This is a genomic window from Bosea sp. 124, from assembly GCF_003046175.1.
Lineage (GTDB): Bacteria > Pseudomonadota > Alphaproteobacteria > Rhizobiales > Beijerinckiaceae > Allobosea.
This window is the reverse complement of the sequence record NZ_PZZM01000001.1, coordinates 5,114,042-5,139,319: the sequence shown is the minus strand read 5'-3', so window position 1 is coordinate 5,139,319 and position 25,278 is coordinate 5,114,042. Positions and strand designations below refer to the sequence as shown.

The following is a 25,278-nucleotide window of genomic DNA, read 5'->3' as shown; positions in this document are numbered from 1 at the left end:
CTCGTTCTTGGTTGATCAGCTTTGTTTCGGCCGGTTCGCGATGGCCGTGTCCGGGTCTATCGCCCGTGTGACATAGAGGTCCGCCACCGGCTCGTATTCGCGCCAGAGCCGGGCGAGCGTGGCGATGGGGTCGGCATCGCTGTCGACGCGCAGGTCCACGTAAGGAAAGGCGTGCTCATGGGCGACGATGAGCGCGGTCGAGACCAGCGGCTTGAACTCGCCGCCTGCCTCGTCGCCCGCCTTGAGGGCTGCGATCAGCCGCGCCGCCAGCGGTGCCGCCGGATCGACCTCAAAAGCCCGCACCATCGCGACCGGCACCTCTTTCGTTCGGACGATGTTGGCGAGCGAGACGCAGTCGCGGCCGTGTACCTCGGCGAATTTAGGATTCATGCTGGCGCCGCCGAAGCTGGCGGTGCGGCCGTTCCGGTCGATCACGCCGAGCTGTCGCCAGTCGCTGCGCGGCGTCGCGGCGACCGCTGCATCGAGCGCCTGCTGGGCTGAGTAGCCACGCTTGAGCAGGTCCAGCATCAGCGGGCCCAGCCGCGGATCGGTCATGTGCTGGGTCAGGGCGGCGCCGACGCCGGCCGCCGCATGCTGGCAGCGCGAGCCGACGGCGATGGACGAGGTCGTCACGACCGCGCCCAGCATGCCGGTTCGGGCGCAGCGTCCGGCGAGCGAGAACGTCATCGGTTGCCCTTTCGGATCGCCACGATGTCGACCTCCATCAGCAGCTCGGGGCTGGCGAGGCCCTTCACGATGACCGTGGTGAATGCGCAGGCGTTGTCGCCGAGACGCTGCCGGACGACGGCGTTGACGTCGGCCAGGAAGGCGCGGTCGGTGACGTAGACGGTCGCCTTGGCGACGTCGGAGAGTGCAGCGCCGGCTTCCGACAGCAGCGTCTCGACATTGTCCATGGCCTTCTCAGCCTGCGCCTTCGCGTCGCTGAGGCCGTAGAGCACCTCGTCGAGCCCCATCCCGGTCTGGCCCCGCAGCGTGATGCGGTCGCCCGAGATCACGATCATGCAGAACTCGCAATCGAGCGGTTGCTGCTCCGTGCCATAGCGCGCGGCGCTGGAATGATAGGTCCGCAGGCGCCGGTGCGGCTGGCCGCCCTGCTTGCGAACGATCGTGACGTCGATCTCGAACAGGATGTCCGGGCGCGCGAAGCCGGTGGTGACGATTCCCGTCGACACCGGTCGGACGCCAGCGAGATGCTTGCCGATCATCGGATAGACAGCCGGGCGATAGGCGCGGTCGGAGATATAGACCGTGATCTTGCAGATATCCTCGGGCGATGCGCCGGCTTCTTCCAGCAAGGTCTTCAGATTGACCATGGCGAGGTCGGCCTGCGCGGCGGCATCCGCCACGCCGCGGCCCTTCGCCTTGACGCCGGTATGGTCGAGCCCCGCTCCGGTCTGGCCGCGCAGGAAGAACTCCTCGTCTGTGCCGAGCACCATCGCGCCCTGCCAGGGGAAGCCCTGACCGTGCCAGCTCTCGAAGGTGTAGGGCCGGGTGTGACGCGGCGGGGCTGCCGGGATCGCGGCCTCGGCATCGATCTGCACGATCAACTCCGGCAGCGCGAGGCCAGCCACGACGAGCCCGGTGCTGACCGGGCGAACCTCTGGCAGGCGCTGCGCAATCACGGCATAGACATCGGCGCGGTAGCCGCGATCGACGATGCAGGTTGTGAGCTTGGTCAGGCTGGCCAGCGAACCGCCGGCTGCCTTCAATGCGGCCTCGAGCTGGTCGAGCGCGGCATGGGTCTGGGCGTTCGCGTCGCCGATGCCAGCGATGCTGCCATCGGGCTTGAGCGCGGTCGCGCCGCTGAGGAAGACGCGCTCGCCGGCGCGCACGGCGCCCGCGATCGGCAGGTCGGCGATGCCCGGAAGGGCGGAGGAGGCGATGGCGAGGCGATTCATTCTGTCTCCGCAGGTCGCGCCTCGGACGTCAGGCGAGGAGGCGCTTCAGGCCGTGTTCGCAATGCAAGAATGGCACCTGTCGTCTCGCCGGCATCGCGCCGGCACGGCAGGGGCAACCGTGGAACACCGGGGAAGGCTAGCCAGAAGCCGCCCGGTGATCGAATTAAAATCCGGCCGCCATTATTCGTTCAGCTTATAGGCCTGCAGCCCGGAGGCCGGCGCAAAGCGGCGCGGGCTCTCGCGCTCAACCGGCGTTCTCTGCGACCCAAAGGGCCAGCACGGTCGCGGCGGCCATGAAATCGTCGATCTCCATCGCCTCCTTGGGATTATGGCTGCCATGTTCGTTGCGCACGAAGAGCATGGCGACCGGCACGCCCGCCGCCGCGAAGGCGGCTGAATCATGCGAGGCCGGGCTGCCGAGCGGCATCGCGGGGATTCCGAGGTTCGCGGCCGCGTCCGTCAAGGCCGTTCGGATGCCGGCATCGACCGGGCCGACGGCGGCGGAGGCGCGCTGCCCCAGTTCGAACCTGACGTTGCGCTCGGCCTCGATCCGGCCGATCGCCTTGTGCATCTGCGCCTCCAGCCCGGCGAGCACCGCCTCGTCATAGGCCCGCACATCGAGGCTGAAATGGAAATCGCCCGGCACCGTCGTCAGGCCATGCATCGCGGCGTCGGTGTGGAAGCGCCCGAAGGTGATGGCGATCTGCGTGCCGGCAGCCTCATGCGCGGCCCAGATCTCGTCGAGCGCATGGGCGAGCGCCATGCCCGCCATCGCCGCGTCGCGACGGAAGCGGCGCGGCGTGCCGACATGGTCGTGCCGCCCGACGATGCGGGCGTTGGGATAGCGGAAATTGCCCGGAATGCCGGTACAGATCGCAATCGGGAAGCCGGCCTCGAACAGGCTCGGTGCCTGCTCGATATGAACCTCGAGGAAGGCCCGGATCCGCTTCGGGTCGAGGGCGCGCACGCCCCTGCGCAGCGCCTCGGGGTCGCCGCCGCAATCGCGCATATGCTCGGAGAGGCGGCGCCCGGTGTCGATGCGCGTGGCATCCAGAGCTCCATCGGGGAGCGTGCCGAGCGCGGAACGGCTGCCGATATAGGAGACCTGGAACCAGACGCTCTCCTCGGCCCGTACGCCCATCACGGTGACGTCGCGGCGTGGCTGCATGCCGAGTTCACGCAGCGCCGCGATGGTGACCAGCCCGGCGACGACGCCGGCCGCGCCGTCGAAATTGCCGCCATGCGGCACGCTGTCGAGATGCGAGCCCATCAGGATCGCAGGCGCATCAGCTTCCGCCCCGCGCCAGGTCGCATAGGTGTTGGCGGCGGCATCCGTCGCGACCACCAGCCCTGCGGCGGCGGCCTCCTCGACCATCACCTTGTGGCCGAAATTCTCGCCCGCGCCGTAGGTGTCGCGCATGATGCCGGGATGACCCTGGCTGCCTGCGGCCAGGGTCGAAAACAGTCGTTCGGCCATGCCGCGCTGAGCTGCCACGGCGGCGCGGATGGCGTCCGGCGTAATCCGTCCTGCGATCGTTGCCTGAGCGGCCAGCATGGTCACGAAGCGCTCTTCTCGAAATAGCCCGCCCGGACGGCCGCGCCGATCATGTTGACGATGAAGCGGCCGGCCGTGATGCAGGTGATCTGGTTGACGTCGCTGCGCGGCGTGATCTCGACCACGTCCATGCCGACCACGCGGCCCTTGCCGACGAGCCCGTGGATCAGGGTGCGGACCTGCGGAAAGGTCAGGCCGCCGGGGCAGGGGCCGGCGACGCCGGGTGCGATAGCGGGATCGATGCCGTCGAGATCGATGGTCAGGTAATAGCGGCCCCCGGCGGGAATGCGGTCGAGCACCGCTTGCATGCCGTGCTCATGCACCTCGTAGGAGGAGACCAGATGCGCGCCATAGGCGCGTGCCGCCTCGACCTCCTCGGTCCGCGCGCTGCCGGTTCCGTGCAGCCCGATCTGGAAGATCTCGCCGACATGCGCCATCTCGGAGGCGCGCCGGATCGGGCTGGACAAGCCGGTGGTCACGCCGTTCACCTCCTGGCGCCAGTCGAGATGCTGGTCGACCTGGATCAGCGTGATCGGGCCGTCGCCGTCGAGGCCGCGCAGCACCGGGATCGGCACGCCATGGTCGCCGCCGAGCACGATCGGCATGGCGCCAGCCGCCCTGATCTTGCGGATCGCGGCCTCGGCCTTGCGATAATGGCCGGAGAGGTCGCGGAAATCGCCGATGATATCGCCGCAATCGACCGTCCGGATCGGCCGGTTGTCGTAGAGCGGCCCGCCCAGGTCGAAATCGTAGCGCTCGATCGAACGGACGATCCGGTCAGTGGCGCGGCGCATCGCCGCCGGCATGTTGGTCTGGTCGTTGACGATCTCGGCGAAGCTGTAGGCATCGCCATAGGGGATGCCGAGGAACGCGATATCGGCCTGCAGCGTGTCGAGATCGGTCGCGAGTTCCGAATAGAGGAAGGTCGCGGGGCCGGTCTTGGGAGCGGTCGTCAACGTCATGCGGGGCGTCCCTGGTCGGTTCTCGTTGTCGTTCGTGCCGGACGCGCCATCAGCCGCGCTTCAGGTTCCAGAAAACCGGCGTGCCGCTCATCATGCCCGCGAGATCGCTGCGGAACAGGGTCGGCTGCTTGTACTGGCCGATCGGGTAATACGGCACCTCCTCGAAGGCGGTGGCCTGAATCTCGTCGCAGAGGCGCTTCTGTGTCGCAAGATCGCCTGTCGCCAGCCACTGCGCGCGCAGCGCCTCGATCTTCGGGCTCTGCACCCAGCCGGGGAAGGCGCCGTCGCCGCGCAGCGTCGAATGGACCAGCGGATTGAGCCAGTCGATGCCCTGCCAGTTGCCGACAAAGGCGTTCCAGCCGCCCTGGTCGGACGGGCCCTTGTTGGTCCGGCGCTTCAGCACCGAGCCGAAATCCAGCGCAGTGTATTCGACATTCATGCCGGCCAGCTTCATCACGTCGGCCGCGATGTCGCCGAGCGGCTTCTGCGCCAGCGAGTCCGCGGGCACCAGCAGCACGACCTTCTCGCCGGCATAGCCCGCCGCCTTCAACTCGCGCTTGACCTTGTCGTAGTCGCGCGGGCCGCGGAAGACGTCGAGGCCGGCCTCGCTGCCCATCGGCGTGCCCGGCGTGAAATAGCCGAGCGGGCTGTGGCGGAAGGCCGGGTCGTCGCCGGCCACCGCGATCATGAAGGCCTCCTGGTCGATCGCACCGAGCATGGCGCGGCGGATCGCCGGGTTGTTGAAGGGCGGCAGCAGGTGGTTGACCCGCATCTGGCAGGTGAAGCCGAGCGGATCGAGCACCGCCGTCTTCACCGACTTGTTGCGCTGGACCAGCGGCAGCAGGTCGTGCGGCATCGCCTCCTGCCAGTCCTGCTCGCCGGCCTGAACGGCCGAAGTGCCGGTCGCCGCGTCCGGCATCGTCGTCCATTCGACGCGGTCGAAGTTCACGATCTTGGGGCCCGACGTCCAGTCGGTGGCGCCGCTCTCGCGCGGCTTGTAGCCCTCGAAGCGCTCATAGACGTTGCGCGCGCCCGGCACGCGCTCATCGGCCTTGAAGCGGAACGGCCCGGAGCCGATCACCTCGGGGATGACCTTGAACGGATCGGTGTTGGCGAGACGCTCCGGCATCATGAAGGCGACGGGCGCCGAGACCTTGCCGAGCGCATAGGGCAGATAGGGGAAAGGCGCCTTCAGGCGAAAACGGATGGTGCGATCGTCGGGCGCCGAGAGCTCGTCGGTCGCCTGCATCAGGGCGTCGCCGGCCGCGTCGCGCTTGGCCCAGCGCCGGATGCTGGCGACGCAATCGCGCGCCGTGACCTTTTCGCCGTCATGCCAGAGCAGGCCGTCGCGCAGCGTCAGGTTCCAGAGCTTGCCGTCGTTCTCGACGCTGTGGCCCTCGACCATCTGCGGCGAAATCTCGAGCTTCGTGTTCATGCCGTAGAGGGTGTCGAACACCATGAAGCCGTGTGTGCGCGAGACCTGCGCGGTGGCGTAGATCGGGTCCGGGAAGGCGAGGTCGATCACCGGGACGAAGCGCAGCGTCGTCGCCGTGGCGGCGCGCACCAGCGCAGGGCGTGAGACCAGCGCGGCGGCGGTTCCAGCGAGCAGATGGCGGCGATTCAGCATAATGGGGCCCCGGCGGCACTCAGGCCGCAGCGTCAGGTTTCGACGGGCGAGACACTGGTTCAGCCTCGGGCCACAAGGCAATGGACCGGCTTATGAAGAATCCGGGGGTGGCATTCGCCGCGCGAATACTCAGGTCTTCACGACAGGCGCGGCACCGTTTTGCCGGCGATGATCCGCACCTCGCGCAGGAAGGCCTCGGCCGCGCGTGACAGCGGTCGCTTGCGCGAGCGCACCACCGAAGCCGACACCAGCGAAGCCGGCTCGAAGCGCCTGACCGCGAGGTTCTTGGCCGAGAGCGGCGACAGCGGATCGACCACCGCGACGCCGACGCCGGTCTCGGCGAGGATGCAGGCGGTGTTGCAATAGCGCACCTCGACCGCCGAGCGGAACGGCACGCCGACCTCGGCGAAGGCCTGTCGCACGATCGTGCCCATCTTCGTGCCGCGCTCCAGCGCGATGAAGGAGGTCGATCGCAGATCGTCGGGTGTGATCGTCTCCCTGGCCGCCAGCGGATGATCCGGCCGCATCACGCAGACCATGCGCTCCGAGAAGAAGGACTCGCCCTCCAGCCCGCGATAATCGTTCAAGCCCAGCACGAAGCCGAGTTCCGCCAGCCCGTTGTCGACGCTTTCGATGACGTTCTCGAAGCGGCGGATGTCGAAGGAGACCCGCGTGTTCGGGCGTTTGGCGAGGAAGTTGCGCAGCGCCAGCGGGATCACGCTGTAGCCGAGCGGCGGCGTCGCGATGATGCGGACATGGCCGGTGCGGTTCTCCTTGAGATCCTGCACCTTGGCTTCGAAGGCGGCGTGCATGTTGAAGATTGGATCGGAGTCGAGGCAGAGCTCGCGTGCCTCGGCCGTCGGGAACAGCCTGTTGTTGACCCGCTCGAACAGCGGGAAGCCGATCTGGCTCTCCAGATGCTTGATCGCATTGCTGACCGCAGGTTGCGACAGGCCGAGCTCATGCGCTGCGCGGACCGTGGTCTCGCAGCGGACGACCGCCCTCAGAAGCTCGATCTGGCGCAGGTTCATATTCTGGCTCTGAATAGAGTTGGCTCGACTCTATTTCGCCAGCAAATCATGTGCCAGCGCCATGCTGGGCGCAAGCGTCATCCTGGAAACCTCGCGCTGTGGTCCGTCAGGCGTCGAGGAAAGGCATCTCGCCCTTCGGCGGGGCGATGTCGGCATTGGCCTCGACCATGCGGCGCCAGACCCGCTCCGTGACCTCCTGCGCCTCGACGAGCAGGGCCGGCTCGTCGATCGTCAGCACCTTGCGGTCGCGCATCACGAAATCGCCGTCGACGATGACCGAATGAACCACGCCCGGATGCGCGTAGTTCACGATGTTCGATGTCAGCCGCAGGATCGGGCGCATCGCCGGCTGGTTCAAGTCGAGCAGGGTGATGTCGGCCTTCATGCCGGGCGCAAGCGAGCCGATATCGGTCCCGGCGCCGAGCGTGCGCGCGCCGTTGCGCGTCGCCATGTCGAGCACGGCCTGAGGCTGCGGATCGATGCCGCCCTCCTGCGCGCGGCCATATCCGGCGCGATGCACGATCATGCCGATCTTCATCGCCTGGAACATGTCTTCGGTCATGTTGTCGGTGCCGAGCGCGATGTTGACGCCGGCATCGCGGATCGGCCCGATCAGGACGCGATGTGGACCTTTGCGCGAGGAGGGGGCCGGGTTGTGCGCCATGTGCACGCCGCGCTCGGCCAGGAGCGCGATGTCGTCCTTCGTGCAGAAGGTCCAGTGCGCGCAGGTCAGGTCCGGACCGAGAAAGCCCTCGCGGTCGAGATAACCGGCCGGCGTCAGGTTATGCGCTGCCTTCACCGCCGCGATCTCGCCGGTGCTCTGGGCCAGGTGGCAGGTTCGCGTCAGGCCGTGGCGCTGCGCGAGGTCCATGATCTTGCCCAGCATCGGCGGCGAGCAGTTGTCCGGTGCATGCGCTGCGACCTGGCAATTGACGCGGCCGTTGCGGGCGCCGTGCCAGGTCTCGATCAGCTCCTGCGTTCGCTCCAGGAAGACGCGGCCGAAAGCCTCGTCGATGCCGTATTCGCCGAAGCGGATCTTGCGCGTATCGATATCGGCGCAGCTTTCCGACAGCCAGAGCCGCATCCCCGTATCGGCCATCGCGCCCGCATAGGACGGGACATGGCGGAAGGGGTCGACCAGCGTCGTCGTGCCGCTGCGGATCGCCTCGAGGCAGCCGAGCGCCGCCATCACCGCCCGCTCATGGTCGCTCATCGTGTAGGAGACCGGCGACATGTAGCGGTAGATGATCTCGCCGTCCCAATCCTCGACCGTTCCGCGCAGCGCCGTCAGCACGGTATGGGTGTGCGCGTTGATGAAGCCCGGCAGGACCGCAAGCCCGCGCCCGTCGATGCGTTCATGCGCCGGATAGTCGCGCTCCAGCGTTGCCGCATCGCCGATAGCCGCGATCCGGTCTCCCGAGATTGCGATGGCGGCACCATCGAGGATGCGGCGCTCGTCGTCGCAGGTGACGATGGTGGCGCCGGTGATCAGCAGGTCCATGGTCGTATCCAATAGCTCTGTTGCAGTATTCTGGACCTCGCGCCCGTCGCGAGAGAGCCGACCCATCACCCTCAGCCCTCGTCCTGAGGAGCAAGCCGTGAGGCTTGCGTCTCGAAGGATGTTCAGGAGGCTCCGGAACCATCTGGAGCATCCTTCGAGACGCCGCGTTCTGCGGCTCCTCAGGATGAGGGCTGAGGCGAGGGCTGCCCCTCTACAGGCCAGCCGCCTTTTCATGGGCGAGGAAGTGCTCGGCGATCTCCTTGCCGGTCGCGATCCAGACGTCGCCGAAGCCGCGCGCCCGCGCCAGGAAATCGCGCAGGATGCCGATCCGCATCGGCCGGCCGGTCACCTGGGGGTGCATCACCATGGTGACGAGGCCGCCCCATTCGCGGGTCTGGTCGAGTTCGCCGTTCCAGATCGACAGCACATGCTCCTTCGGGAACATCGGGCGCGGGCTATAGCGCTGCGACAGCCCGTAGAGCCAGTCGTCGAAGGACATGTTGACCGGCAGTTCGACCGGGCCCTTCGAGCCGTCGCGCAGCTTGTGGCGATAGGGCCGGATGTCGTCGCGGAAGGACGACGAATAGACGATGCCGCGCTCGCGCAGATAGCCGAGCAACTGATCGTAGTTCTCGCCGGACGGTGCACGGTAGCCGACCGGCACGACGCCGAGCACGCGCTTCAGCGACTCCAGCGCCTTGTCGATCTCTTCCTTGTCCTCGGCGAAATCGGCCGGGTCCGGCCGCTTGTGCAGGTAGCCGTGATGGCCGACCTCATGCCCGTCGCGGACGATCGCCTCGCACATCTTCGGATGCACGTCGACGACCCAGCCGGGGATGAAGAAGGTCGCCTTGACCTCGACCGAGCGGAGGTATTCGAGGATCTTGGGAACGCCGACACGCTCCTCGTAGCCGCCGAAGGAGAGCGTCACCAGCCGGTCGGTATTGGCCGCGTCATGCTGCAGCCAGGCGGTCTCGCCATCGACGTCGAAGGCGGGAAAGACGGCGCAGCGCTTGCCGGCCGGCCAGGGAAATTCGGGCGCCGGATCGGCGGGGTTGGCGATGCGCATCGGAAAGACGGGTGTCATGGCTTCTTCTCTGTCCGGAAGCGGCAGCGGTTGCAGTGACATCTGCCCGCCCGCGGACGGGACGATAGCAAACAAACGACCGGCCACGAGGTGGCCGGCCGCTGCCGCGCTATCATTTATTCCCGCGGTCTATTCGCGCCGTTTATAGGGCCGGGCGGACCGGCCGGCGCTGCATGTCACGCCTGGATGAAGGCGAGCAGATCCGGATTCACGACGTCGGGATGCGTCGTGCACATGCCGTGCGGCAGACCCTCATAGGTCTTCAGCGTGCCGTTCTTCAAAAGCTTGATCGCGAGCAGCGCCGAGTCGGCGATCGGGACGATCTGGTCGTCCGTGCCGTGCATGACCAGCACCGGCACGTCGATCGCCTTCAGGTCCTCGGTGAAGTCCGTCTCCGAGAAGGCCTTGATGCAGTCGTAATGCGCCTTGGCGCCGCCCATCATGCCCTGCCGCCACCAGTTGTCGATGACGCCCTGCGAGACCTTCGCGCCGTCCCGGTTGTAGCCGTAGAACGGGCCGGCGGGGACATCGACATAGAACTGCGCGCGGTTGGCGACGAGCGCGGCGCGGAAGCCGTCGAAGACCTCGATCGGCAGGCCACCCGGGTTCTTCTCCGACTTGACCATGACCGGCGGCACGGCACCGATCAGCACGGCCTTGGCGACGCGGCCCTTCTCGGCGCGGGCGACGTAATGCGCAACTTCGCCGCCGCCGGTGGAATGGCCGATATGGATGGCGTTCTTCAGATCGAGCGCAGCGGCCAGTTCGGCGACGTCGGCAGCATAGGTGTCCATCTCGTTGCCGGTCGCGGTCTGGGTCGAGCGGCCATGGCCACGGCGGTCATGCGCGATCACCCGGAAGCCCTTGTCGAGGAAATAGAGCATCTGGTTGTCCCAGTCGTCGGCGCTGAGCGGCCAGCCGTGATGGAAGACGATCGGCTGCGCAGTCTTCGGGCCCCAGTCCTTGTAGAAGATCTCGGTGCCATCCTTCGTGGTGATCGTGCTCATCGTCTTGTCCCTCTCGGCTGTTCGGGGCGGCAGGATCGTCGCCGTTCGATGTGGACGTTATAGGCGTCGCCCTGCATGGTGGCGCTTGGCAGAACCGACAATGTGCAGGGGCAAAAATGACAGCATGACGATAGGTCAGACGATTATCGCCGAGGTCGGCATCATCCACTACCCCGACGTTCAGCTAGCCGCCGTCTATGGCCTGACCGACCTGTTCCGGATCGCCGGCGAGATGAGCCTGGCGCGCGGCGGACCCGATGCGCCGCTGATCCGGGTGACTCATTGGCGGCAGGGCACCGGTGGGGCCGAGGTCGAATGCGCCTTCGACAGCCATCCCGGCGCACCGCACAGGCCGGGGCACCTGATCGCGCCGCCGAGCCTCGTCATGCCGGGCAAGATGCAGCCGATGCACGGCTTTGCCGCATGGATGGCTGCGCGCCATGCCGAGGGTACGACGCTCTGCTCGGTATGCGCCGGGGCGTTCGTGCTCGGCGAGACGGGGCTGCTGGAGGGTCGCTCCGCGACCACGCACTGGGCCTTTGCGGAAGCGCTGGCCGAGCGCTTCCCGGCGATCCGCGTCGAGACCGACCGCATGGTCATCGACGATGGCGACATCATCACGGCCGGTGGCATCCTTGCCTGGGCCGATCTCGGGCTGACGCTGGTCGAGCGGCTGCTGGGACCGAGTGTCATGCTGGCGACGGCGCGCTTCCTGCTCGTCGATCCGCCCGGTCGAACGCAGCAGCCCTATAGTACTTTCGTGCCGCGCCTCGACCATGGCGATGCGGCGATCCTGAAGGTGCAGCACTGGCTGCAGGCGACGGGCGCGAAGGATCATGCCGTGCCGGCGCTGGCGAAGCGGGCCGGGCTTGAGGAGCGCACCTTCCTGCGCCGCTTCCGCAAGGCGACGGCCCTGCGCCCGACCGAATACGCCCAGCAGATCCGGATCGCCAAGGCGCGCGAGGCGCTGGAACTGAGTCGGCGCCCGGTCGCGCAGATCGCCTGGGATGTCGGCTATGGCGACGCCGCTGCCTTCCGCAAGCTGTTCCAGCGCGTCACGGGGCTGTCGCCGGGCGACTACCGAAGCCGCTTCGGCGTCGCCGCCTGACGAGGCATCGGCCCGAAAGTCGATGCGATCTCGCTACAGCTCAGGCGTATTCCGGTCGGCGCGGCGTGAACACGTCGAGATTGATCACCGGCTCGTCGCCGACGACCTCGCCCCAATGCTCGACATTGGACGGGATCAGGACCAGCCCGCCAGGGCCGATCAGATGCTCCTCGCCGCCGATGAAGAAGCGGATCGTGCCGCTGACGATATAGGCGATCTGCTCATGGGGATGGCTATGCGGCTTCGGCTCATGGCCGGGCATCAGCCGGTGCAGCGCGACCGTCGCGGCATTGCCGGAGAAGGCCTTGCGGTCGACGCCCGGGCGCACCGGCGTCCACGGAATCTGGCTCCAGTCGATCTTGTGAATGTCCATGGCGGATCTCCGATTGAAGAGGGGGATGGCCGTTCGGCCGTGGTCGATGTCGGCCGGCTATTTGCGCGACCGGCTATTTGGCCGCGCCGAGGATTCCCGACGGCCGGATGAACAGGAACAGCAGCAGCACCGATAGCGCCGCGACGTTCTTCAGTCCGGCGCCAAAGCCGACGATGGCCAGTGCCTGCAGCAGGCCGAGCAGAAGCCCGCCGAGAAACGCGCCGAAGGGCCGCCCGAAGCCGCCGACGATCGCGGCGATGAAGCCGCTGATCGCGAAGGGCACACCGACATTGAAGGCGGTGTACTGCGTCGGTGTGATCAGAATGCCGGCGACGGCGCCGAGCGCCGCGCTAAGCGCGAAGGCGAGCGCCAGCATGCGCGAAACCGGGATGCCCTGCAGCGCCGCCGCCTCGCGGTTGATCGAACAGGCGCGCATTGCCTTGCCGGTCTTGGTCAGGCTGAAGAATGCCGCAAGCGCCGCGACGATCGCGAGCGAGCCGCCGACGATCCAGATGAGCTGGTAGCCGATCGCGACGGAGCCGATCATCACGGGCGGCCGGTCGGTGAAGACGGGCAGCGTCTTGGGCTGGTCACCGACCGCGATCAGGGTGAGCCTCTCGATCACGATCTGGGCGGCGAGCGTCGCCAGGATCATCACGAACATCGTCGCCTTGCGGTTCCACAAAGGCCTGACGACGACGCGCTCGATCGCGACGCCGAGCACCGCGACCGCGGCGATCGCGATCAGGGCCGCCACCGGAAGCGGCACGCCGCTCCGCACGAACAGCATATGGGTGATCATGCCGCCCAGCATCACGAACGCGCCCTGGGCGAAGTTCACGATGCCGCTGGCGTTGTAGATGACGCAGAAGCCGATGCCGATCAGCCCGTAGACGCAGCCGATGCCGAGCCCACTGACCAGAACCTGGGGGATATAGGACCAATCAGCCATGAGACGCTTCCTGCGTGGCGGGCGCATCTGCCGAAGGCTTGCCCGTGCCGAGATAGGCCGCGATCACGGCAGGGTTGGCGCGCACCTCGGCCGGCGTGCCCTGCGCGATCTTGCGGCCGAAATCGACCACCACGACGCGGTCGGCCGTGTTCATCACCAGCGTCATGTCGTGCTCGATCAGCAGCACGCTGGTGCCGTCTTCGGCGATGCGCCGGATGATCCGCGACAGCGCCGCCGATTCCTCGGTGTTGAGCCCGGCAGCCGGCTCGTCGAGCAGGATCAGCCGGGGCCCCGCCGCCATGGCGCGCGCCAGTTCGAGCATGCGCTGGCGGCCATAGGGCAGGCCCGACGCCGGCTCGTCCGCAAAGGCCGACAGCCCGGCGAAGGCCAGCAACTCGCGGGCGCGGGCATCGACCCCGGCTTCCTCGCGACGCGCGGAGGCCGGCCGCAGCAACGCCGAAAACAGCCCCGCCTTGCCCTGCAGGTGGCAGCCGACCTTGACGTTGTCGAGCACGCTCAGGTCCTCGAACAGCTTGACGAGCTGGAAGGTCCGCACCAGCCCGGCGGCGGCGATCTCGGCTGGCGGGCGGCCGGTGATGTCCCGGCCCTCGAACAGGATGCGGCCGGCGCTCGGCGGCAGGAAGCCCGAGATCAGGTTGAACAGCGTGGTCTTGCCCGCGCCATTGGGGCCGATCACGGCGGTGACACCCTCGGCCGGAACCTCGAACGAGACGTCGTCGACCGCGACGAGCCCGCCGAAGCGGCGCGTCACGCCTTCCAGGCGAAGCCGGCTCATGAGCGGCCTCGCGGGGCAAACAGGCTGGCGAGGCCGCGCGGCGCATAGATCAGCAGCACGATCAGCGCCGCGCCATAGGCGAGGTCCTGATAGTCCTTGAAGGCGCGGAAGGTCTCCGGCAGCAAGCTGACGATCAGCGCCCCGACCAGAGGACCGGCAACCGTGCCGATGCCGCCGACATAGAGCATGGTGAAGGTGACGATGACCATGTGCAGCCCGAACACCTCGGGGCTGACGAAGCCGACGACATGGACGAAGAGCGAGCCGGCCAGCGCCGCGAAGCCGGCCGAGAGCAGGAAGGCGAGCAGCTTGTAGCGCGCGACGTCGATGCCGAGCGCGGTCGCCGCCTCCTCGCTGCCGGCGACCGCAGAGAGCGCGCGGCCGAAGCGCGAGCGGCGGATGCGCGCGGCGGCAAAGGCGCAAGCTCCGACGACGAGCGAAAGCAGGATGAGCTGGCCCCGGTCCGAGGTGATTTCGTAAGGCCCGATGCCGAAAGGCGGGATGCCGGAGATGCCCATATATCCTTGCGTCACCGACTGCCATTCGACCGTGATCTCATAGGTGATCAGGCCGATGGCGAGCGTGCCCATGGCGAGGTAATGGCCCTTCAGCCGGAGCGCCGGGAAGCCGACGATGGCGGCGGCGAGGACCGCTGCGACGATGCCGAGCACCATGGCGGGCAGCGGGCTCCAGCCATGGGTCGCGGTCAGCACGGCCGAGAGATAGCCGCCGATCGCGGCAAAGGCGTTCTGCCCGAAGGAGACCTGCGCGGCGAAGCCCATGAACAGATTCAGCCCCGTCACGAAGACCGCATAGATCAGGGCGAAGGAGACGACCGTCGCGGCATAGCCGCCGACGATCATGGCATAGCCGACGACCAGCCCGGCGAAGAGCCAGGGCAGCAGGCCGACCAGCCTGAGCGGGCGCCGTTCAGGCGAAGTAGTGCTGGGCGAGATCGTCATGGGAGGTGATGTCACGCGGATCGAGTTCGGCGACGATGCGCCCGAGCGAAAGCAGGTAGACGCGGGCTGCGAGTTCGAGCGCCAGCGGCGCCTTCTGCTCGACCAGCACGATCGCCAGGCCTTCGCGGTTCAGGAGGCCGAGCGTCTCCAGGATTTCCCCGGTGACGCGCGGCGCCAGGCCGAGCGAGGGCTCGTCCAGCAGCAGGAGTTTCGGCCCGGCCATCAGCGCCCGGCCCAGCGCGAGCATCTGCTGCTCGCCGCCGGACATCGAGCCGGCGGCCTGGCCGAGCCGTTCCTTCAGGCGCGGGAACAGCGTCAGCACGCGCTCGCGCCTGCGGTTGAATTCGGCCTTGTCGCGCAGGCGATAGGCGCCGAGTTCGAGATTGTCCGCGACGCTCATCGGGGCGAACAGGCCGCGCCCCTCCGGGACCAGCACGATGCCGCGCGAGGCGACCGCGACGGTATCGTGCCGCGGCAGCACCTCGTCCCGGAAGCGCACCTCGCCGCTATTGGCGGAGAGCCCCATGATCGCGCGCAGCAGCGTCGACTTGCCGGCGCCGTTGGGGCCGAGCACGGCGACGAGCTCGCCTTCTCCGATGCGCAGATCGACCCCATGCAGCGCATGGACGTGGCCGTAGCGTGCCGAGAGGCCGGTCGCGGCCAGGATGGGAGGTGCAAAGCTCGGCTGAGCCGAATTCACCTGCGTCTTGGCCGCGACCGCGAGGCTCATTGCACCACCTTGACCTTGCCGGCCTCGATCGTCGCCAGCACGAAGGGGTTGCGGGTGATGCCCTGATGCAAGTCGGGCCGGAAGTTGTACATGCCCGTCGTCCCCTGGAAGCCGGTCAGCTCCTCATAGGCCGCGCGCAGCTTCTCGCCCTCGAAGGATTTCGCCTTCTCGATGGCCGCGACGGTCAGCATGACGCCGTCCCAGCCGCGCGAGGCCCAGTTCGGATCACGGTCCTTGAACTTCTCGCGCCACGGATCGAGGAAGGCCTTGATTCCGTTTTTCAGGTCGCCCTCGGCCAGCGCCTCGTAAACCTGCGACGGCGAGGCGACGAAGAAGAACTTGTCGCCCAGCACCTCGGAGACGGGGCCGAACACGGCCAGATCCTCGAGGCTGGTCAGCAGCAGCATATCGGCGCCGAGCTGCTTGATGTTCTTGGCGGCGGTCAGGGTGGTGCCGCCGAGGCCGATCTTCAGGATCGCGCCGGCACCTGCCGCGCGGGCCTTGCTGATCTGCACGCTGAGATCGGCATCGTCCTGCTTGTATTGGTCGACCGAGACGACCTCGAGACCGAACTTCGCGGCATTGCGCTCGGCCACGCCCTTCTGCAGATTGGCGTAGGGGGTCGGGTCGTGCAGCACCGCGATCTTGCGAATCTGCGTCTTCTCCTTGAGGTATTCCAGGCGCTTGTCGACCTCAAAGCCGGCCGGCGGCAGGGTGGTGAAGGCCCATTGCAGATGGTCCGGCTGCTGCGGCAGGATCGAGCACAGCATCATCGGCACCTTGGCGCGCACGACCAGGCCGGCCGCGGCGAAATTGCCGGCCGAGACGCAGCCGCTGATGAAGACGTCGACCTTGTCGGAGCTCAGCATCTTCCGGTAGACGGTCACCGATTCCTGCGGTTCGGAGCGGTTGTCCTCGACCACGACCTGGAGCTTGCGGCCCATCACGCCGCCCTTGGCGTTCACCGCCGCGACTGCGAGTTCGACGCCGTCGCGCCAGGCGCGATCGACCGTCGCGGCATAGCCCGTGAGGCCGGCCGAGACGCCGATCTTGTAGGGTTCCTGGGCGTGGACGCCTTGTGCGCCGGCGACCGCGATGCCGGCGGTCAACCCCGCTGCAAAGAGAATATGCTTCATCATCTGTCCTCCCGGTTGTCTCTGGCTTGGGCTGGTGGCCTCGCTGCGAGGCCCCGCCTTTTTCTTGGTTTTATGCGGATTTGCAGTGCTGTGCCGTCAGGTGACCGGCTTGCCGTAGCCGCCGCCGCCCGGCGTTTCCAGCAACACGACGTCGCCGGCCTGCATGGTCAGCTTCTTCGCCTCGCTGACGGATGTGCCGTTGACCAGGAAGCGGCCGGCCGCCCCAGGCAGCCCGCCATCGATGCCGTCGGGGCCGCGCTCGAGCCGGCTCGGCACGGCGTTGAGCAGCCAGGCATGGTCGGTGCGCATGTGGAACTGGATGATCTGGCCGTCACCGCCCTGCATCCGGCCCTTGCCGCCCGACCCGGGGCGCAGCTCCTTGCGGTCGAAGACGATCGGCATGGCCGCTTCCAGGATTTCGATCGGCACCGCCGCCACGCCGGTCGGGTAGCAGGTGGCACTCGGTCCCGGCTTGCCGGCGCGCGCACCCATGCCGCCGGAATAGTTGAACATCGACGAGGTGAAGGCCTCGCCGCTCGGCCGCCGGCCCTGGATCTGGATCGTCCAGACCGCGCCCGACCCTTCGGCCAGAACGCGCTCCGGCATGACCTGATGCAGCGCCTTCAGGATCGGCATCGGCACATACATGCCCACCACATGGCGCGCATTCACCGGGGCCGGATAGGCGCAGTTGATGATCGAGCCCACCGGCGCGCGCACCTCGATCGGCGCCAGCGACCCGGTGTTGTTGGGCAGGTCCGGATTGAGGCAGGAGCGGATCGCAAAGGTCGAATAGGCGTGGGTGTAGTTCAGGACGACGTTGATGCCGGTCGTCGTCTGCGGCGAGGAGCCCTCGAAATCGACGATGATCGAACCGCTCTCGGTATCGACGGTGAGCGCGGTCTTCAGCGTGATGATCTCGCCGCCGGGCACGTCGAATGAGGTCTCGCCGTGATAGGTGCCGGGCTTCAGCTTGCGGATGGCGTTGCGCGTCGCCTCTTCCGAGCGGTCGATGATCTCGTCCGACAGGGCCTCGATGTCGTCGATGCCATAGCGCTCGCACAGCGTGATCAGGTGCTCGGCCGCGGCCTCGCCCGACGAGACCTGCGCCGAGAGATCGCCGAAGACGGCGTCGGGCGTGCGGACGTTGCGGCGGATGATGTCGTGCAGCATCTCGCTCGGCTTGCCGCGCTCATAGAGCTTGAGCGGCGGAATCCAGAGCCCTTCTTCATGCACGTCGCGGGCGCCGGCGCCGATGCCGTAGCCACCGATATCGGTGTGGTGGATGGTCGAGCCGATATAGGCGAGCAGCTTCTCTCCGTCGAAGATCGGCGTCAGGATCGTGATGTCGAAGAAGTGCCCGGCCGAGAGCCAGGGATCGTTGGTGATCAGCACGTCGCCGGGCTCGCAGCGCCCCTTGAACAGGCGCACCAGATGCGCGCCGGCGATGGCGAGGGAGTTGATGTGGCCGGGCGTGCCGGTATTGGCCTGCGCCACCATGCGTCCGCGCTGGTCGAAGAGCGCGCAGGCGAGGTCGCCGGCTTCGCGGACGATCGGGCTGAAGGCGATGCGCTGCAGCGCCTTGGCGCGCTCGTTGACGATGCCGATCAGGTTCGACCAGAGGATCTCGAGTTCGACGCCGTCCATCGCGGGGGGCTTGGCCATCGCAGGTGATTTTGCCATCGGAATTCAGCCTTTCGTGGCGACGATGCAGCCGAGCGCGTCGATCGTCGCGCTCCAGCCGGGCGGCAGCGCGGTCGTGGTCTCGCGCTCCTCGATGATGGCGGGGCCGGTGATGGTCTGGCCGGTGGCGAGCGCGGCGCGCTCGTAGACGGGGACGGACTGGCCGTCCTCCCAGGCATGGACCGGGCGGCGGCGCTTGGGCGCGCCGGCCGCGATCTGCGCCCTGTCCTGGCCGTCGAAATGCGGCAGGGGGCCGCGCGCGACGACGCGCCAGGTCACCAGCTCGATCGGCACATGCGAGGGGTTGACGCCGTAGAGCGTGCGGTAGGCCGCCTCGAACTGCGCCGTCAGCGCGGCGACATCGCGGCTCTGGCGCGGATCGGCCTCGAAGATGATCGTTACTTCGTGCTGCTGGCCGACATAGCGCATGTCGGCACCGACCAGGATCGTGACATCGGCGGCCGCGCAGCCGGATTCACCCAGAGCCGCCAGTCCCTCGCTTTCGAGATCGCCGATCACGCGGTCGACACGCGCCCAGTCGAGCTGGTCGACCCGCGTGAGATCGCTGCGCACGAGATCGAGCCGGACGGGGGTGACGAGCGTGCCGAAGGCCGAGAGCACGCTCGACTGGGGCGGGACGATGACCGAGGTGCTCTGCAGCAGATCGGCGACGCCGCAGGCATGCAGCGGGCCGGCGCCGCCGAAGGCGAAGAGCGGCAGGCCGCGATAATCGACACCGCGATCGGTGGCGTGGGTGCGCGCCGCGGAGGCCATCGCCTCCGTCACGATGCGGTAGATGCCGCGCGCCGCCTGCACCGCATTGAGGCCGAGTGCGTCTCCGAGCCGTGTCAGCGCAGCGTCGCAGGCCGCCTTGTCGAGCGACATGTCGCCGCCGAGGAAGTTCTCGGCGTCGATCAGCCCGAGCACGAGGTCGGCATCGGTGACGGTCGCATTCCTGCCGCCGCGGCCGTAGCAGGCCGGGCCCGGATTGGAGCCGGCGCTTTCCGGGCCGACCTTGAGCAGGCCGAGATCATCGACATGGGCGATGCTGCCGCCGCCAGCGCCGATCTCGATCAGGTCGATCGAGGGCACGGTGACGGGCAGGCCGCTGCCTTCGCGGAAGCGGTAGCGCCGGTCGACCTCGAACAGTCCGGTGATCAGCGGCGTGCGGTTCTCGATCAGGCAGGCCTTGGCGGTGGTGCCGCCCATGTCGAAGGACATCAGCCGGTCGATGCCGAGCAACTCCGCATAGTGGCAGGCGGCGAGGGCCCCTGCTGCGGGCCCGCTCTCGATCATGCGCACCGGGTTCTTGCCCGCGGTCTCGGCGCCGACGACGCCGCCGGAGGACAGCATGATCAGCGGCGTGTTGGCGAAGCCCTCGACCCGCAGCCGGTCGCTCAGCCGCTTCAGATAGGGCTGCGAGATCGGCATCGCATAGGCGTTCACCGTCGCGGTCGAAGCGCGCTGGTATTCGCGGATCTGCGGCGCGACCTCGGCCGAGGTGCAGATGAAGACATCGTTGAGCTCGCGCGCCAGCGCGGCTGCGACCAGCGCCTCGTTTTCCGGATTGGCGAAGCTGTTCAGGAAGCAGATCGCCAGCGCGCGTGCTCCGCTGGCGCGAATATCGGCGGCGAGCTTGGTGATGTCCGCAGGGCTGGGCGCAAGCGCCACCGTTCCATCCGCCAGCACGCGCTCCTTGATGCCGAAGGTCAATTCGCGCGTCACCAGCGGCTCGGGAAACTCGATCTGCGGATCGTACATGTCGTAGCGGTGCTCGTTGCGGATCGAGAGCACGTCGCGGAAGCCCTCGGTGACGACGAGCGCCGTCGGCAGGCCCTTGCGCTCGATCAGCGCGTTGGTGACGACCGTGGTGGCGTGGACCACGACACCGTCGATCGCGCCGGCTTCGACGCCGGCCTTGCCCAGCACGGAATCGACGCCGCGGAAGAAGCCTTCCAGCAGGTCGTGATGGGTGGTCAGCGTCTTGTCGACGCTGAGGCCCCCGCGGGAGTCGCGCAGGACGATGTCGGTGAAGGTCCCGCCGATATCGACGGCCAGCGAATAGGTCATGGGCTTCAGTCTTTCCGGGTCTTTAGTCTTGCCAGGTCAAGCCGCGCGAGATGCGTGCGGCGCTGCCGACGACCTCACGGATCTGTTCGGGATCGGGAATGGGGGGAATGAACTGCGTCGAGCCGACGATGGCGATCGAGCCGACGAGAATCTTGCGGTGGTCGAAGACGGGAGCCGCCAGCGCGTTGACGCCGGTGATGACCTCGTCGGGCGCGGTCGCCCAGCCGCGCTCGTGTACGGTTGCGATTTCCGCCAGCAGCGCCTCGCCCGAGACGATGCTGCCCGGCGTCCAGGCCTTGAGCGGGCCGGCTGCGATCCGGCGCAGGCGCTCTTGCGATCCGAAGGCGAGCCAGATCTTGCCATGGGCGCTGGCATGGTAGGCCATGGGCGTGCCGCGCCGGGTCGCGAACTCGACCAGGGTGCGGCCCTGGATCAGTTCGAGGACGATCACCTCGTCGTCGATCACGGAGCATAGTGTCACCGCCTGCCCGGTATGGTCGCGCAAGGTCATCAGTTCCTCGCGCGCTGCGGCGACGATGTCGAAGCGCTGCCGCAGGGCCTCGCCGAGAACCACGAGCTTGATGCCGGCGTCATAGCGCCCGGTCTCGGCGTCCTGGCGCACGAAGCCGTGGCGCTGCAGCGTCACCAGGTGCCGGTAGATGGTCGCCTTCGATGCCGACAGGGCCTCGGCGATCTGCGCCAGCGCAGCCGGACGGCTCTGCTGCACCAGGTACTCGACCGCGCGCAGCGCGAGATCGAGAGTGCTGGTGCCCGCAGGCGCGGCTTTGGCCGAAGCTGAATCCGGTTCCGTCGACAAGGGCGTTCCTCTGCGTCTCATTTCAAATAATGAAACGTCATTTTGTTATTTGATACGCTAGCAGAATGCTGCCTCTCGTCAACCGCCTTTTGAAGGCGGCACGGGAGCGCTGCGATGCGCGTGTCGGAAGAGGGTTGGGGCGGTTGCGGGGCGCTCAGGAGAGCATGTCGCGCACGAGCGGAATGACCTTCTCGCCATAAAGCGTGATGCTGCCCAGCATCGCCTCATGCGGCAGCGGGCCGGCGCTGTACTTCATCTGGAAGCGCGATAGGCCCAGCGTCCTGACGGTCGTCGCGATCTTGCGCGCGACGGTTTCCGGCGAGCCGACATAGAGCGAGCCCTGCGTGACCTCGCGCTCGAACTCGTCGCGGCCCATCGGCGGCCAGCCGCGCTCGGCGCCGATGCGGTCGCGCATGCGCTTGTAGTCGGCGAAGACGGTCTCGCGCGCCTGTTCGTCGGTTTCGCCCACGAAGCCCGGCGAATGCACGCCGATGGGCTGCGCCGGCTCGCCGAGTTGCGCGAAGGCACGGCGATAGAGATCGGCATAGGGCGCAAAGCGGGCGGGATCGCCACCGATGATCGCGAGCATCAGGGGCAGGCCGTAGCGCGCGGCGCGGACGACCGATTCAGGGCTGCCGCCGACGCCGATCCAGGTCCGCAAGCCGCCGGTCTCGATCGGCGGGAAGACGCGCTGGTTCGTCAGGGCAGGGCGGATCGTGCCCTGCCAGGTCACAGCCTTCTGGCTGATCAGCGCCGCGAACAGGTCGAGCTTCTCGGAAAACAGCGTTTCGTATTGGCTGAGATCATAGCCGAAGAGCGGAAAGGACTCGGTGAAGGAGCCGCGGCCCAGGATGACCTCGGCGCGCCCGTTCGAGATCGCATCGATTGTCGAGAAGCGCTGGAACACCCGGATTGGATCGTCCGAGCTCAAAACCGTCACCGCCGAGCCCAGCCGGATGCGGCTGGTCCGGGCTGCGATGGCGGCCAGCACCGTCTCGGGCGCGGAGATGGCGAAATCGGCCCGGTGATGCTCCCCCACACCGAAGAAATCGATGCCGAGGCTGTCGGCGAGCACGGCCTCGTCGATCAGGTTGCGGATCACCTGCGCATGCGGCAGCAGGGCGCCGTCGGGACCCGAGGTCACATCGCCGAAGGTATCGAGCCCGAATTCGAGATGATCAGACATGGCGTGTCCCGGTGACGAAAGGGCTGCGCAGGGACGGTTGTCGTCCCGGCAGCGGGTGTTTCTGCCGCATGTTTATGCGGTTGCTGATGAACCGGGCAGTCTCGCGCCGGCCAGCACCGCTTCGATTTGCGCGGCCAGCGTCAGCAGCCTGCGGTCCTTGAGGCGCTGCATCACGATCTGCAGCCCGATCGGCAGCCCGGCAGCATCGACGCCGCAAGGGATCGAGATCGCCGGCTGGCGCGAATGGTTGAACAGCGGCGTGAACACGGCATGGCCACGCGGACCGACGGCGACACCGTCGATCGTGTCGGGCCCGAGCTTCTCGACCGGCCAGGCCGTGCAGGGCGTCGTCGGGCCGATCAGGGCATCGACGCCCTCCTGCACGAAGAAGCGGGCGGCGGCGACCGCGACGCGCTCTGAAAGCAGCAACGCGTCCGCTACCTCCGTCCCGCCATAACCGAGGCCGGCCGAAATCTGGCTGCCGAGATCCGGGTCGATCCGCTCGGGTGCCTTGCGCCAGGCCTCGCCATAGAGGGCGGCAAGCCCCGCATGCTGGAGCGGGTTGAGGCCCGTTTCGGCAGCGCCCGCCGGCCAGACGGGATCGCGCGCGACGATGGCGAGCCCGGCGCGGCGGAGCAACTCGACCACGGCAGAAACGCAGGCAGAGACCTCCGGATCGACCGGCACGTCGAGCCCCCATTTCGGGCTGTAGGCCAGCGTCGGCACCTCGCCTTCGGCGCCGCCATCCGCCTCGACGATGCCCGAATGCGGATCGAGCGGTGAGGGGCCGGCCATCACCTCGAAGCCAAGTGCGGCCTCGGCCACCGTCCGCGCGATGGGGCAAGGGCAGGAGATGCCGAAGAACGGCTCCTCGAAACCGGGACCGTAGGGGATCGCCCCAAAAGAGGGCTTGAAGCCGACGAGGCCGGTATGGGCCGGCGGGCGCCGGCTTGAGCCACCGGCATCCGTGCCGAGCGCGAAGGGAACCATGCCACCAGCCACGGCCGCGACAGGCCCGCCCGACGAACCGCCCGGCGACAGGGCCGGATCGAGCGGATGGCGTGTCGCACCGTGCAGCAGGTTGGTGGTCTGGCCCTTGGCGGCGAATTCGGCGGTGTTGGCGATGCCGACGACGACAGCGCCCGCCGCGACGAGCCGCGCCACCGCGACCGCATCCTCGGGCGCGACAAAATCAGCGAACAGATGCGAGCCCTGCGTGATCCGCCGGCCCTTGACCCAGATATTGTCCTTGATCGCGACGGGCACGCCCGCGAGCGGTAGGTCCTCGCCTTTCGCGACGCGCCGGTCGACGGCTTCGGCTCGCGCCATCGCATCAGCGGCATCGACGGAGACGAAGGCGTTGAGCGCCGGGTTCAGGAGCTCGATCCGGCGCAGGGCTTCCGTGGCCTGGGCCCTGGCGCTGCTGCGTCCGGCGCGGACGGCCTCTGCAATCTCGGCGAGCGCCGGCCAGGGCGCAAAGGTCTCGGTCATCGACGGTGTCCATCATAGCTGTCGCGAACGACGCGTGGATATCGAGCCATAGCAGCGAGGTGCGGAACTGTCAGGGGCGCATCGGCGATGCGGCCGGCCGCGCCATGTTGGCACGGCAGTTGCTGGCTTTCCCGGCCTGACCCGTCCGGAGGATCGTCGCCATTCAGATGCCTGTGCCTGCCGAATCCGGCGCGATGACCGCCCAGCCGCTGACGCTCGACGGCATCACGCACAGCTATGGCGGTGGACTCGCGGTCGACAATGTCACGCTTGAGGTCAAGGGCGGCGAACTCGTGGCCCTGCTCGGCCCCTCCGGCTGCGGCAAGACCACGCTTTTACGGATCGTCGCCGGCTTCATCCAGCAGAGCAACGGCAAGGTCACGATCGACGGTCGGCCGATCGACGTGCTGCCGCCGAACCGGCGCGAGATCGGCATCGTCTTCCAGAACTACGCGCTGTTTCCGCATATGAGCGTGGCGGAGAACATCGCCTATGGGCTCGCGGCCCGGGGCGAGAGCCGGGAGGTTCAGGCGCAGCGCGTCGCGGAAATGCTCGCCACCGTCCAGATGGGCAAATTCGCCGACCGCAAACCCAAGCAGCTCTCGGGTGGCCAGCAGCAGCGCGTGGCGCTGGCGCGCGCGCTTGCCATGCGCCCGCGCATCCTCCTGCTCGACGAGCCCTTTGCCGCGCTCGACAAGAACCTGCGGCTCGACATGCAGATCGAGATCAAGCGTTTGCAGCGCCAGTTCGCCCTGACCGCGATCATGGTCACGCATGACCAGGACGAGGCGATGGCGATTGCCGACCGCATCGCCGTGATGAGCCAGGGCAGGATCGAGCAGCTCGGCACGCCGGTGCAGATCTATGACGAGCCGGCGACGCTCTTCGTCAACAGCTTCATCGGCTCCAGCAACCTCCTGAACGGCCGCATCGAGGCGCCCGTCGACGGCGGCTACCGGGTCTCGCTCGGCAATGGCGCGGCCTGGACGGTCGCGTCCAGAGGCCGCTTCGAAGCCGGACAGCCCGTCATCGTCTCGGTCCGGCCCGAACATATGCTGCTCGCCGCCGAACCCGGCGATGAACGTTTCCCGGTCGACCTCAAATTCAGCCTGCCGATCGGCGGCGAACTCATCCACGACGTCACCGGCGCCGACGGCGCCTCGCTGAAGGTGGCGCTGTCGCGGCGCCCCGGCATGGCGTCCGGCCGCTCGGGCCCGGCCTTCTGCGGGCTCGCCGCCCATGCCCGGCCCGTCCTGTTTCCTGCCTCTCAACCCTGATCCGGAGC

The 25,278-nt window shown here is 67.8% G+C and carries 22 protein-coding genes; 2 read left to right on the top strand and 20 right to left on the bottom strand.

Annotation, left to right across the window (positions count from 1 at the left end; genetic code table 11):
- Positions 1-15: 15 nt before the first annotated feature.
- From C8D03_RS24350 to C8D03_RS24310, 9 genes are all read right to left on the bottom strand, one after another.
- Positions 16-687: a DUF1028 domain-containing protein gene (locus C8D03_RS24350; RefSeq protein WP_108050450.1), complete on the bottom strand. Its 672-nt coding sequence runs from the start codon at positions 685-687 to the stop codon at positions 16-18.
- On the bottom strand, positions 684-1,919 hold the full coding sequence (locus tag C8D03_RS24345) for a RidA family protein (RefSeq protein ID WP_108050448.1): 1,236 nt from the start codon (positions 1,917-1,919) through the stop codon (positions 684-686). The genes C8D03_RS24350 and C8D03_RS24345 overlap by 4 nt, the downstream gene beginning before the upstream one ends.
- A 244-nt stretch (positions 1,920-2,163) precedes the next feature.
- Positions 2,164-3,474 (bottom strand): Zn-dependent hydrolase, encoded by a 1,311-nt coding sequence (locus C8D03_RS24340; RefSeq protein WP_108050446.1) that lies wholly within the window; start codon positions 3,472-3,474, stop codon positions 2,164-2,166.
- A 2-nt stretch (positions 3,475-3,476) separates the two neighbouring features.
- On the bottom strand, positions 3,477-4,436 hold the full coding sequence (locus C8D03_RS24335) for an agmatinase (RefSeq protein ID WP_108050444.1): 960 nt from the start codon (positions 4,434-4,436) through the stop codon (positions 3,477-3,479).
- Positions 4,437-4,485: 49 nt separating this feature from the next.
- Positions 4,486-6,063, bottom strand: coding sequence for an ABC transporter substrate-binding protein (locus C8D03_RS24330; protein WP_465246456.1), 1,578 nt, complete (start codon positions 6,061-6,063; stop codon positions 4,486-4,488).
- A gap of 137 nt (positions 6,064-6,200) precedes the next feature.
- On the bottom strand, positions 6,201-7,094 hold the full coding sequence (locus tag C8D03_RS24325; RefSeq protein WP_108050442.1) for a LysR family transcriptional regulator: 894 nt from the start codon (positions 7,092-7,094) through the stop codon (positions 6,201-6,203).
- Positions 7,095-7,200: 106 nt separating this feature from the next.
- Positions 7,201-8,595, bottom strand: a complete 1,395-nt coding sequence (locus C8D03_RS24320; protein ID WP_181301221.1) for an amidohydrolase family protein — start codon at positions 8,593-8,595, stop codon at positions 7,201-7,203.
- A gap of 211 nt (positions 8,596-8,806) precedes the next feature.
- On the bottom strand, positions 8,807-9,682 hold the full coding sequence (locus C8D03_RS24315; RefSeq protein ID WP_108050438.1) for a polysaccharide deacetylase family protein: 876 nt from the start codon (positions 9,680-9,682) through the stop codon (positions 8,807-8,809).
- A gap of 176 nt (positions 9,683-9,858) precedes the next feature.
- Positions 9,859-10,689 (bottom strand): alpha/beta fold hydrolase, encoded by an 831-nt coding sequence (locus tag C8D03_RS24310; RefSeq protein WP_108050436.1) that lies wholly within the window; start codon positions 10,687-10,689, stop codon positions 9,859-9,861.
- Positions 10,690-10,813: 124 nt separating this feature from the next.
- Here C8D03_RS24310 and C8D03_RS24305 point away from each other — a divergent pair, with 124 nt between their 5' ends.
- Complete coding sequence (locus C8D03_RS24305; protein WP_108050434.1) at positions 10,814-11,797, top strand: GlxA family transcriptional regulator; 984 nt, start codon at positions 10,814-10,816, stop codon at positions 11,795-11,797.
- A gap of 40 nt (positions 11,798-11,837) precedes the next feature.
- Here the strand turns inward: C8D03_RS24305 and C8D03_RS24300 are convergent, their stop codons facing one another.
- From C8D03_RS24300 to C8D03_RS24250, 11 genes are all read right to left on the bottom strand, one after another.
- The gene (locus C8D03_RS24300; protein WP_108050432.1) at positions 11,838-12,170 is read right to left on the bottom strand and encodes a cupin domain-containing protein; all 333 of its coding nucleotides are present in this window, start codon (positions 12,168-12,170) and stop codon (positions 11,838-11,840) included.
- A 73-nt stretch (positions 12,171-12,243) separates the two neighbouring features.
- Complete coding sequence (locus C8D03_RS24295) at positions 12,244-13,122, bottom strand: branched-chain amino acid ABC transporter permease (protein ID WP_181301219.1); 879 nt, start codon at positions 13,120-13,122, stop codon at positions 12,244-12,246.
- Positions 13,115-13,918 (bottom strand): ABC transporter ATP-binding protein, encoded by an 804-nt coding sequence (locus C8D03_RS24290; protein WP_108050428.1) that lies wholly within the window; start codon positions 13,916-13,918, stop codon positions 13,115-13,117. Before C8D03_RS24290 ends, C8D03_RS24295 begins: the two co-directional genes overlap by 8 nt.
- Positions 13,915-14,880, bottom strand: coding sequence for a branched-chain amino acid ABC transporter permease (locus C8D03_RS24285; RefSeq protein ID WP_108050426.1), 966 nt, complete (start codon positions 14,878-14,880; stop codon positions 13,915-13,917). The genes C8D03_RS24290 and C8D03_RS24285 overlap by 4 nt, the downstream gene beginning before the upstream one ends.
- Positions 14,849-15,610 carry an ABC transporter ATP-binding protein gene (locus C8D03_RS24280; protein WP_108050424.1) on the bottom strand — a complete coding sequence of 254 codons (762 nt, stop codon included), beginning with the start codon at positions 15,608-15,610 and terminating at the stop codon, positions 14,849-14,851. The genes C8D03_RS24285 and C8D03_RS24280 overlap by 32 nt, the downstream gene beginning before the upstream one ends.
- On the bottom strand, positions 15,607-16,749 hold the full coding sequence (locus C8D03_RS24275; RefSeq protein ID WP_108050421.1) for an ABC transporter substrate-binding protein: 1,143 nt from the start codon (positions 16,747-16,749) through the stop codon (positions 15,607-15,609). The genes C8D03_RS24280 and C8D03_RS24275 overlap by 4 nt, the downstream gene beginning before the upstream one ends.
- A 93-nt stretch (positions 16,750-16,842) precedes the next feature.
- The gene (locus C8D03_RS24270) at positions 16,843-18,411 is read right to left on the bottom strand and encodes a hydantoinase B/oxoprolinase family protein (RefSeq protein WP_248308608.1); all 1,569 of its coding nucleotides are present in this window, start codon (positions 18,409-18,411) and stop codon (positions 16,843-16,845) included.
- 24 nt (positions 18,412-18,435) lie between these two features.
- Positions 18,436-20,499 (bottom strand): hydantoinase/oxoprolinase family protein, encoded by a 2,064-nt coding sequence (locus C8D03_RS24265; RefSeq protein ID WP_108050417.1) that lies wholly within the window; start codon positions 20,497-20,499, stop codon positions 18,436-18,438.
- Positions 20,500-20,521: 22 nt separating this feature from the next.
- Positions 20,522-21,316, bottom strand: coding sequence for an IclR family transcriptional regulator (locus C8D03_RS24260; protein WP_181301217.1), 795 nt, complete (start codon positions 21,314-21,316; stop codon positions 20,522-20,524).
- 154 nt (positions 21,317-21,470) lie between these two features.
- Positions 21,471-22,502 (bottom strand): LLM class flavin-dependent oxidoreductase, encoded by a 1,032-nt coding sequence (locus C8D03_RS24255; RefSeq protein WP_108050413.1) that lies wholly within the window; start codon positions 22,500-22,502, stop codon positions 21,471-21,473.
- Positions 22,503-22,574: 72 nt separating this feature from the next.
- Positions 22,575-23,993 (bottom strand): amidase, encoded by a 1,419-nt coding sequence (locus tag C8D03_RS24250; protein ID WP_108050410.1) that lies wholly within the window; start codon positions 23,991-23,993, stop codon positions 22,575-22,577.
- Positions 23,994-24,160: 167 nt separating this feature from the next.
- On the opposite strand from C8D03_RS24250, the gene C8D03_RS24245 reads away from it, so the two are divergent.
- Positions 24,161-25,270: an ABC transporter ATP-binding protein gene (locus C8D03_RS24245; protein WP_108050408.1), complete on the top strand. Its 1,110-nt coding sequence runs from the start codon at positions 24,161-24,163 to the stop codon at positions 25,268-25,270.
- Positions 25,271-25,278: the final 8 nt, after the last annotated feature.

What these genes read in the sequence shown, in the direction of transcription:
- C8D03_RS24350 (WP_108050450.1), bottom strand. Translation starts at nt 687, where the DNA reads ATGACGTTCTCGCTCGCCGGACGCTGCGCCCGAACCGGCATGCTGGGC.
- C8D03_RS24345 (WP_108050448.1), bottom strand. Translation starts at nt 1,919, where the DNA reads ATGAATCGCCTCGCCATCGCCTCCTCCGCCCTTCCGGGCATCGCCGAC.
- C8D03_RS24340 (WP_108050446.1), bottom strand. Translation starts at nt 3,474, where the DNA reads ATGCTGGCCGCTCAGGCAACGATCGCAGGACGGATTACGCCGGACGCC.
- C8D03_RS24335 (WP_108050444.1), bottom strand. Translation starts at nt 4,436, where the DNA reads ATGACGTTGACGACCGCTCCCAAGACCGGCCCCGCGACCTTCCTCTAT.
- C8D03_RS24330 (WP_465246456.1), bottom strand. Translation starts at nt 6,063, where the DNA reads ATGCTGAATCGCCGCCATCTGCTCGCTGGAACCGCCGCCGCGCTGGTC.
- C8D03_RS24325 (WP_108050442.1), bottom strand. Translation starts at nt 7,094, where the DNA reads ATGAACCTGCGCCAGATCGAGCTTCTGAGGGCGGTCGTCCGCTGCGAG.
- C8D03_RS24320 (WP_181301221.1), bottom strand. Translation starts at nt 8,595, where the DNA reads ATGGACCTGCTGATCACCGGCGCCACCATCGTCACCTGCGACGACGAG.
- C8D03_RS24315 (WP_108050438.1), bottom strand. Translation starts at nt 9,682, where the DNA reads ATGACACCCGTCTTTCCGATGCGCATCGCCAACCCCGCCGATCCGGCG.
- C8D03_RS24310 (WP_108050436.1), bottom strand. Translation starts at nt 10,689, where the DNA reads ATGAGCACGATCACCACGAAGGATGGCACCGAGATCTTCTACAAGGAC.
- C8D03_RS24305 (WP_108050434.1), top strand. Translation starts at nt 10,814, where the DNA reads ATGACGATAGGTCAGACGATTATCGCCGAGGTCGGCATCATCCACTAC.
- C8D03_RS24300 (WP_108050432.1), bottom strand. Translation starts at nt 12,170, where the DNA reads ATGGACATTCACAAGATCGACTGGAGCCAGATTCCGTGGACGCCGGTG.
- C8D03_RS24295 (WP_181301219.1), bottom strand. Translation starts at nt 13,122, where the DNA reads ATGGCTGATTGGTCCTATATCCCCCAGGTTCTGGTCAGTGGGCTCGGC.
- C8D03_RS24290 (WP_108050428.1), bottom strand. Translation starts at nt 13,918, where the DNA reads ATGAGCCGGCTTCGCCTGGAAGGCGTGACGCGCCGCTTCGGCGGGCTC.
- C8D03_RS24285 (WP_108050426.1), bottom strand. Translation starts at nt 14,880, where the DNA reads ATGACGATCTCGCCCAGCACTACTTCGCCTGAACGGCGCCCGCTCAGG.
- C8D03_RS24280 (WP_108050424.1), bottom strand. Translation starts at nt 15,610, where the DNA reads ATGAGCCTCGCGGTCGCGGCCAAGACGCAGGTGAATTCGGCTCAGCCG.
- C8D03_RS24275 (WP_108050421.1), bottom strand. Translation starts at nt 16,749, where the DNA reads ATGATGAAGCATATTCTCTTTGCAGCGGGGTTGACCGCCGGCATCGCG.
- C8D03_RS24270 (WP_248308608.1), bottom strand. Translation starts at nt 18,411, where the DNA reads ATGGCCAAGCCCCCCGCGATGGACGGCGTCGAACTCGAGATCCTCTGG.
- C8D03_RS24265 (WP_108050417.1), bottom strand. Translation starts at nt 20,499, where the DNA reads ATGACCTATTCGCTGGCCGTCGATATCGGCGGGACCTTCACCGACATC.
- C8D03_RS24255 (WP_108050413.1), bottom strand. Translation starts at nt 22,502, where the DNA reads ATGTCTGATCATCTCGAATTCGGGCTCGATACCTTCGGCGATGTGACC.
- C8D03_RS24250 (WP_108050410.1), bottom strand. Translation starts at nt 23,993, where the DNA reads ATGACCGAGACCTTTGCGCCCTGGCCGGCGCTCGCCGAGATTGCAGAG.
- C8D03_RS24245 (WP_108050408.1), top strand. Translation starts at nt 24,161, where the DNA reads ATGCCTGTGCCTGCCGAATCCGGCGCGATGACCGCCCAGCCGCTGACG.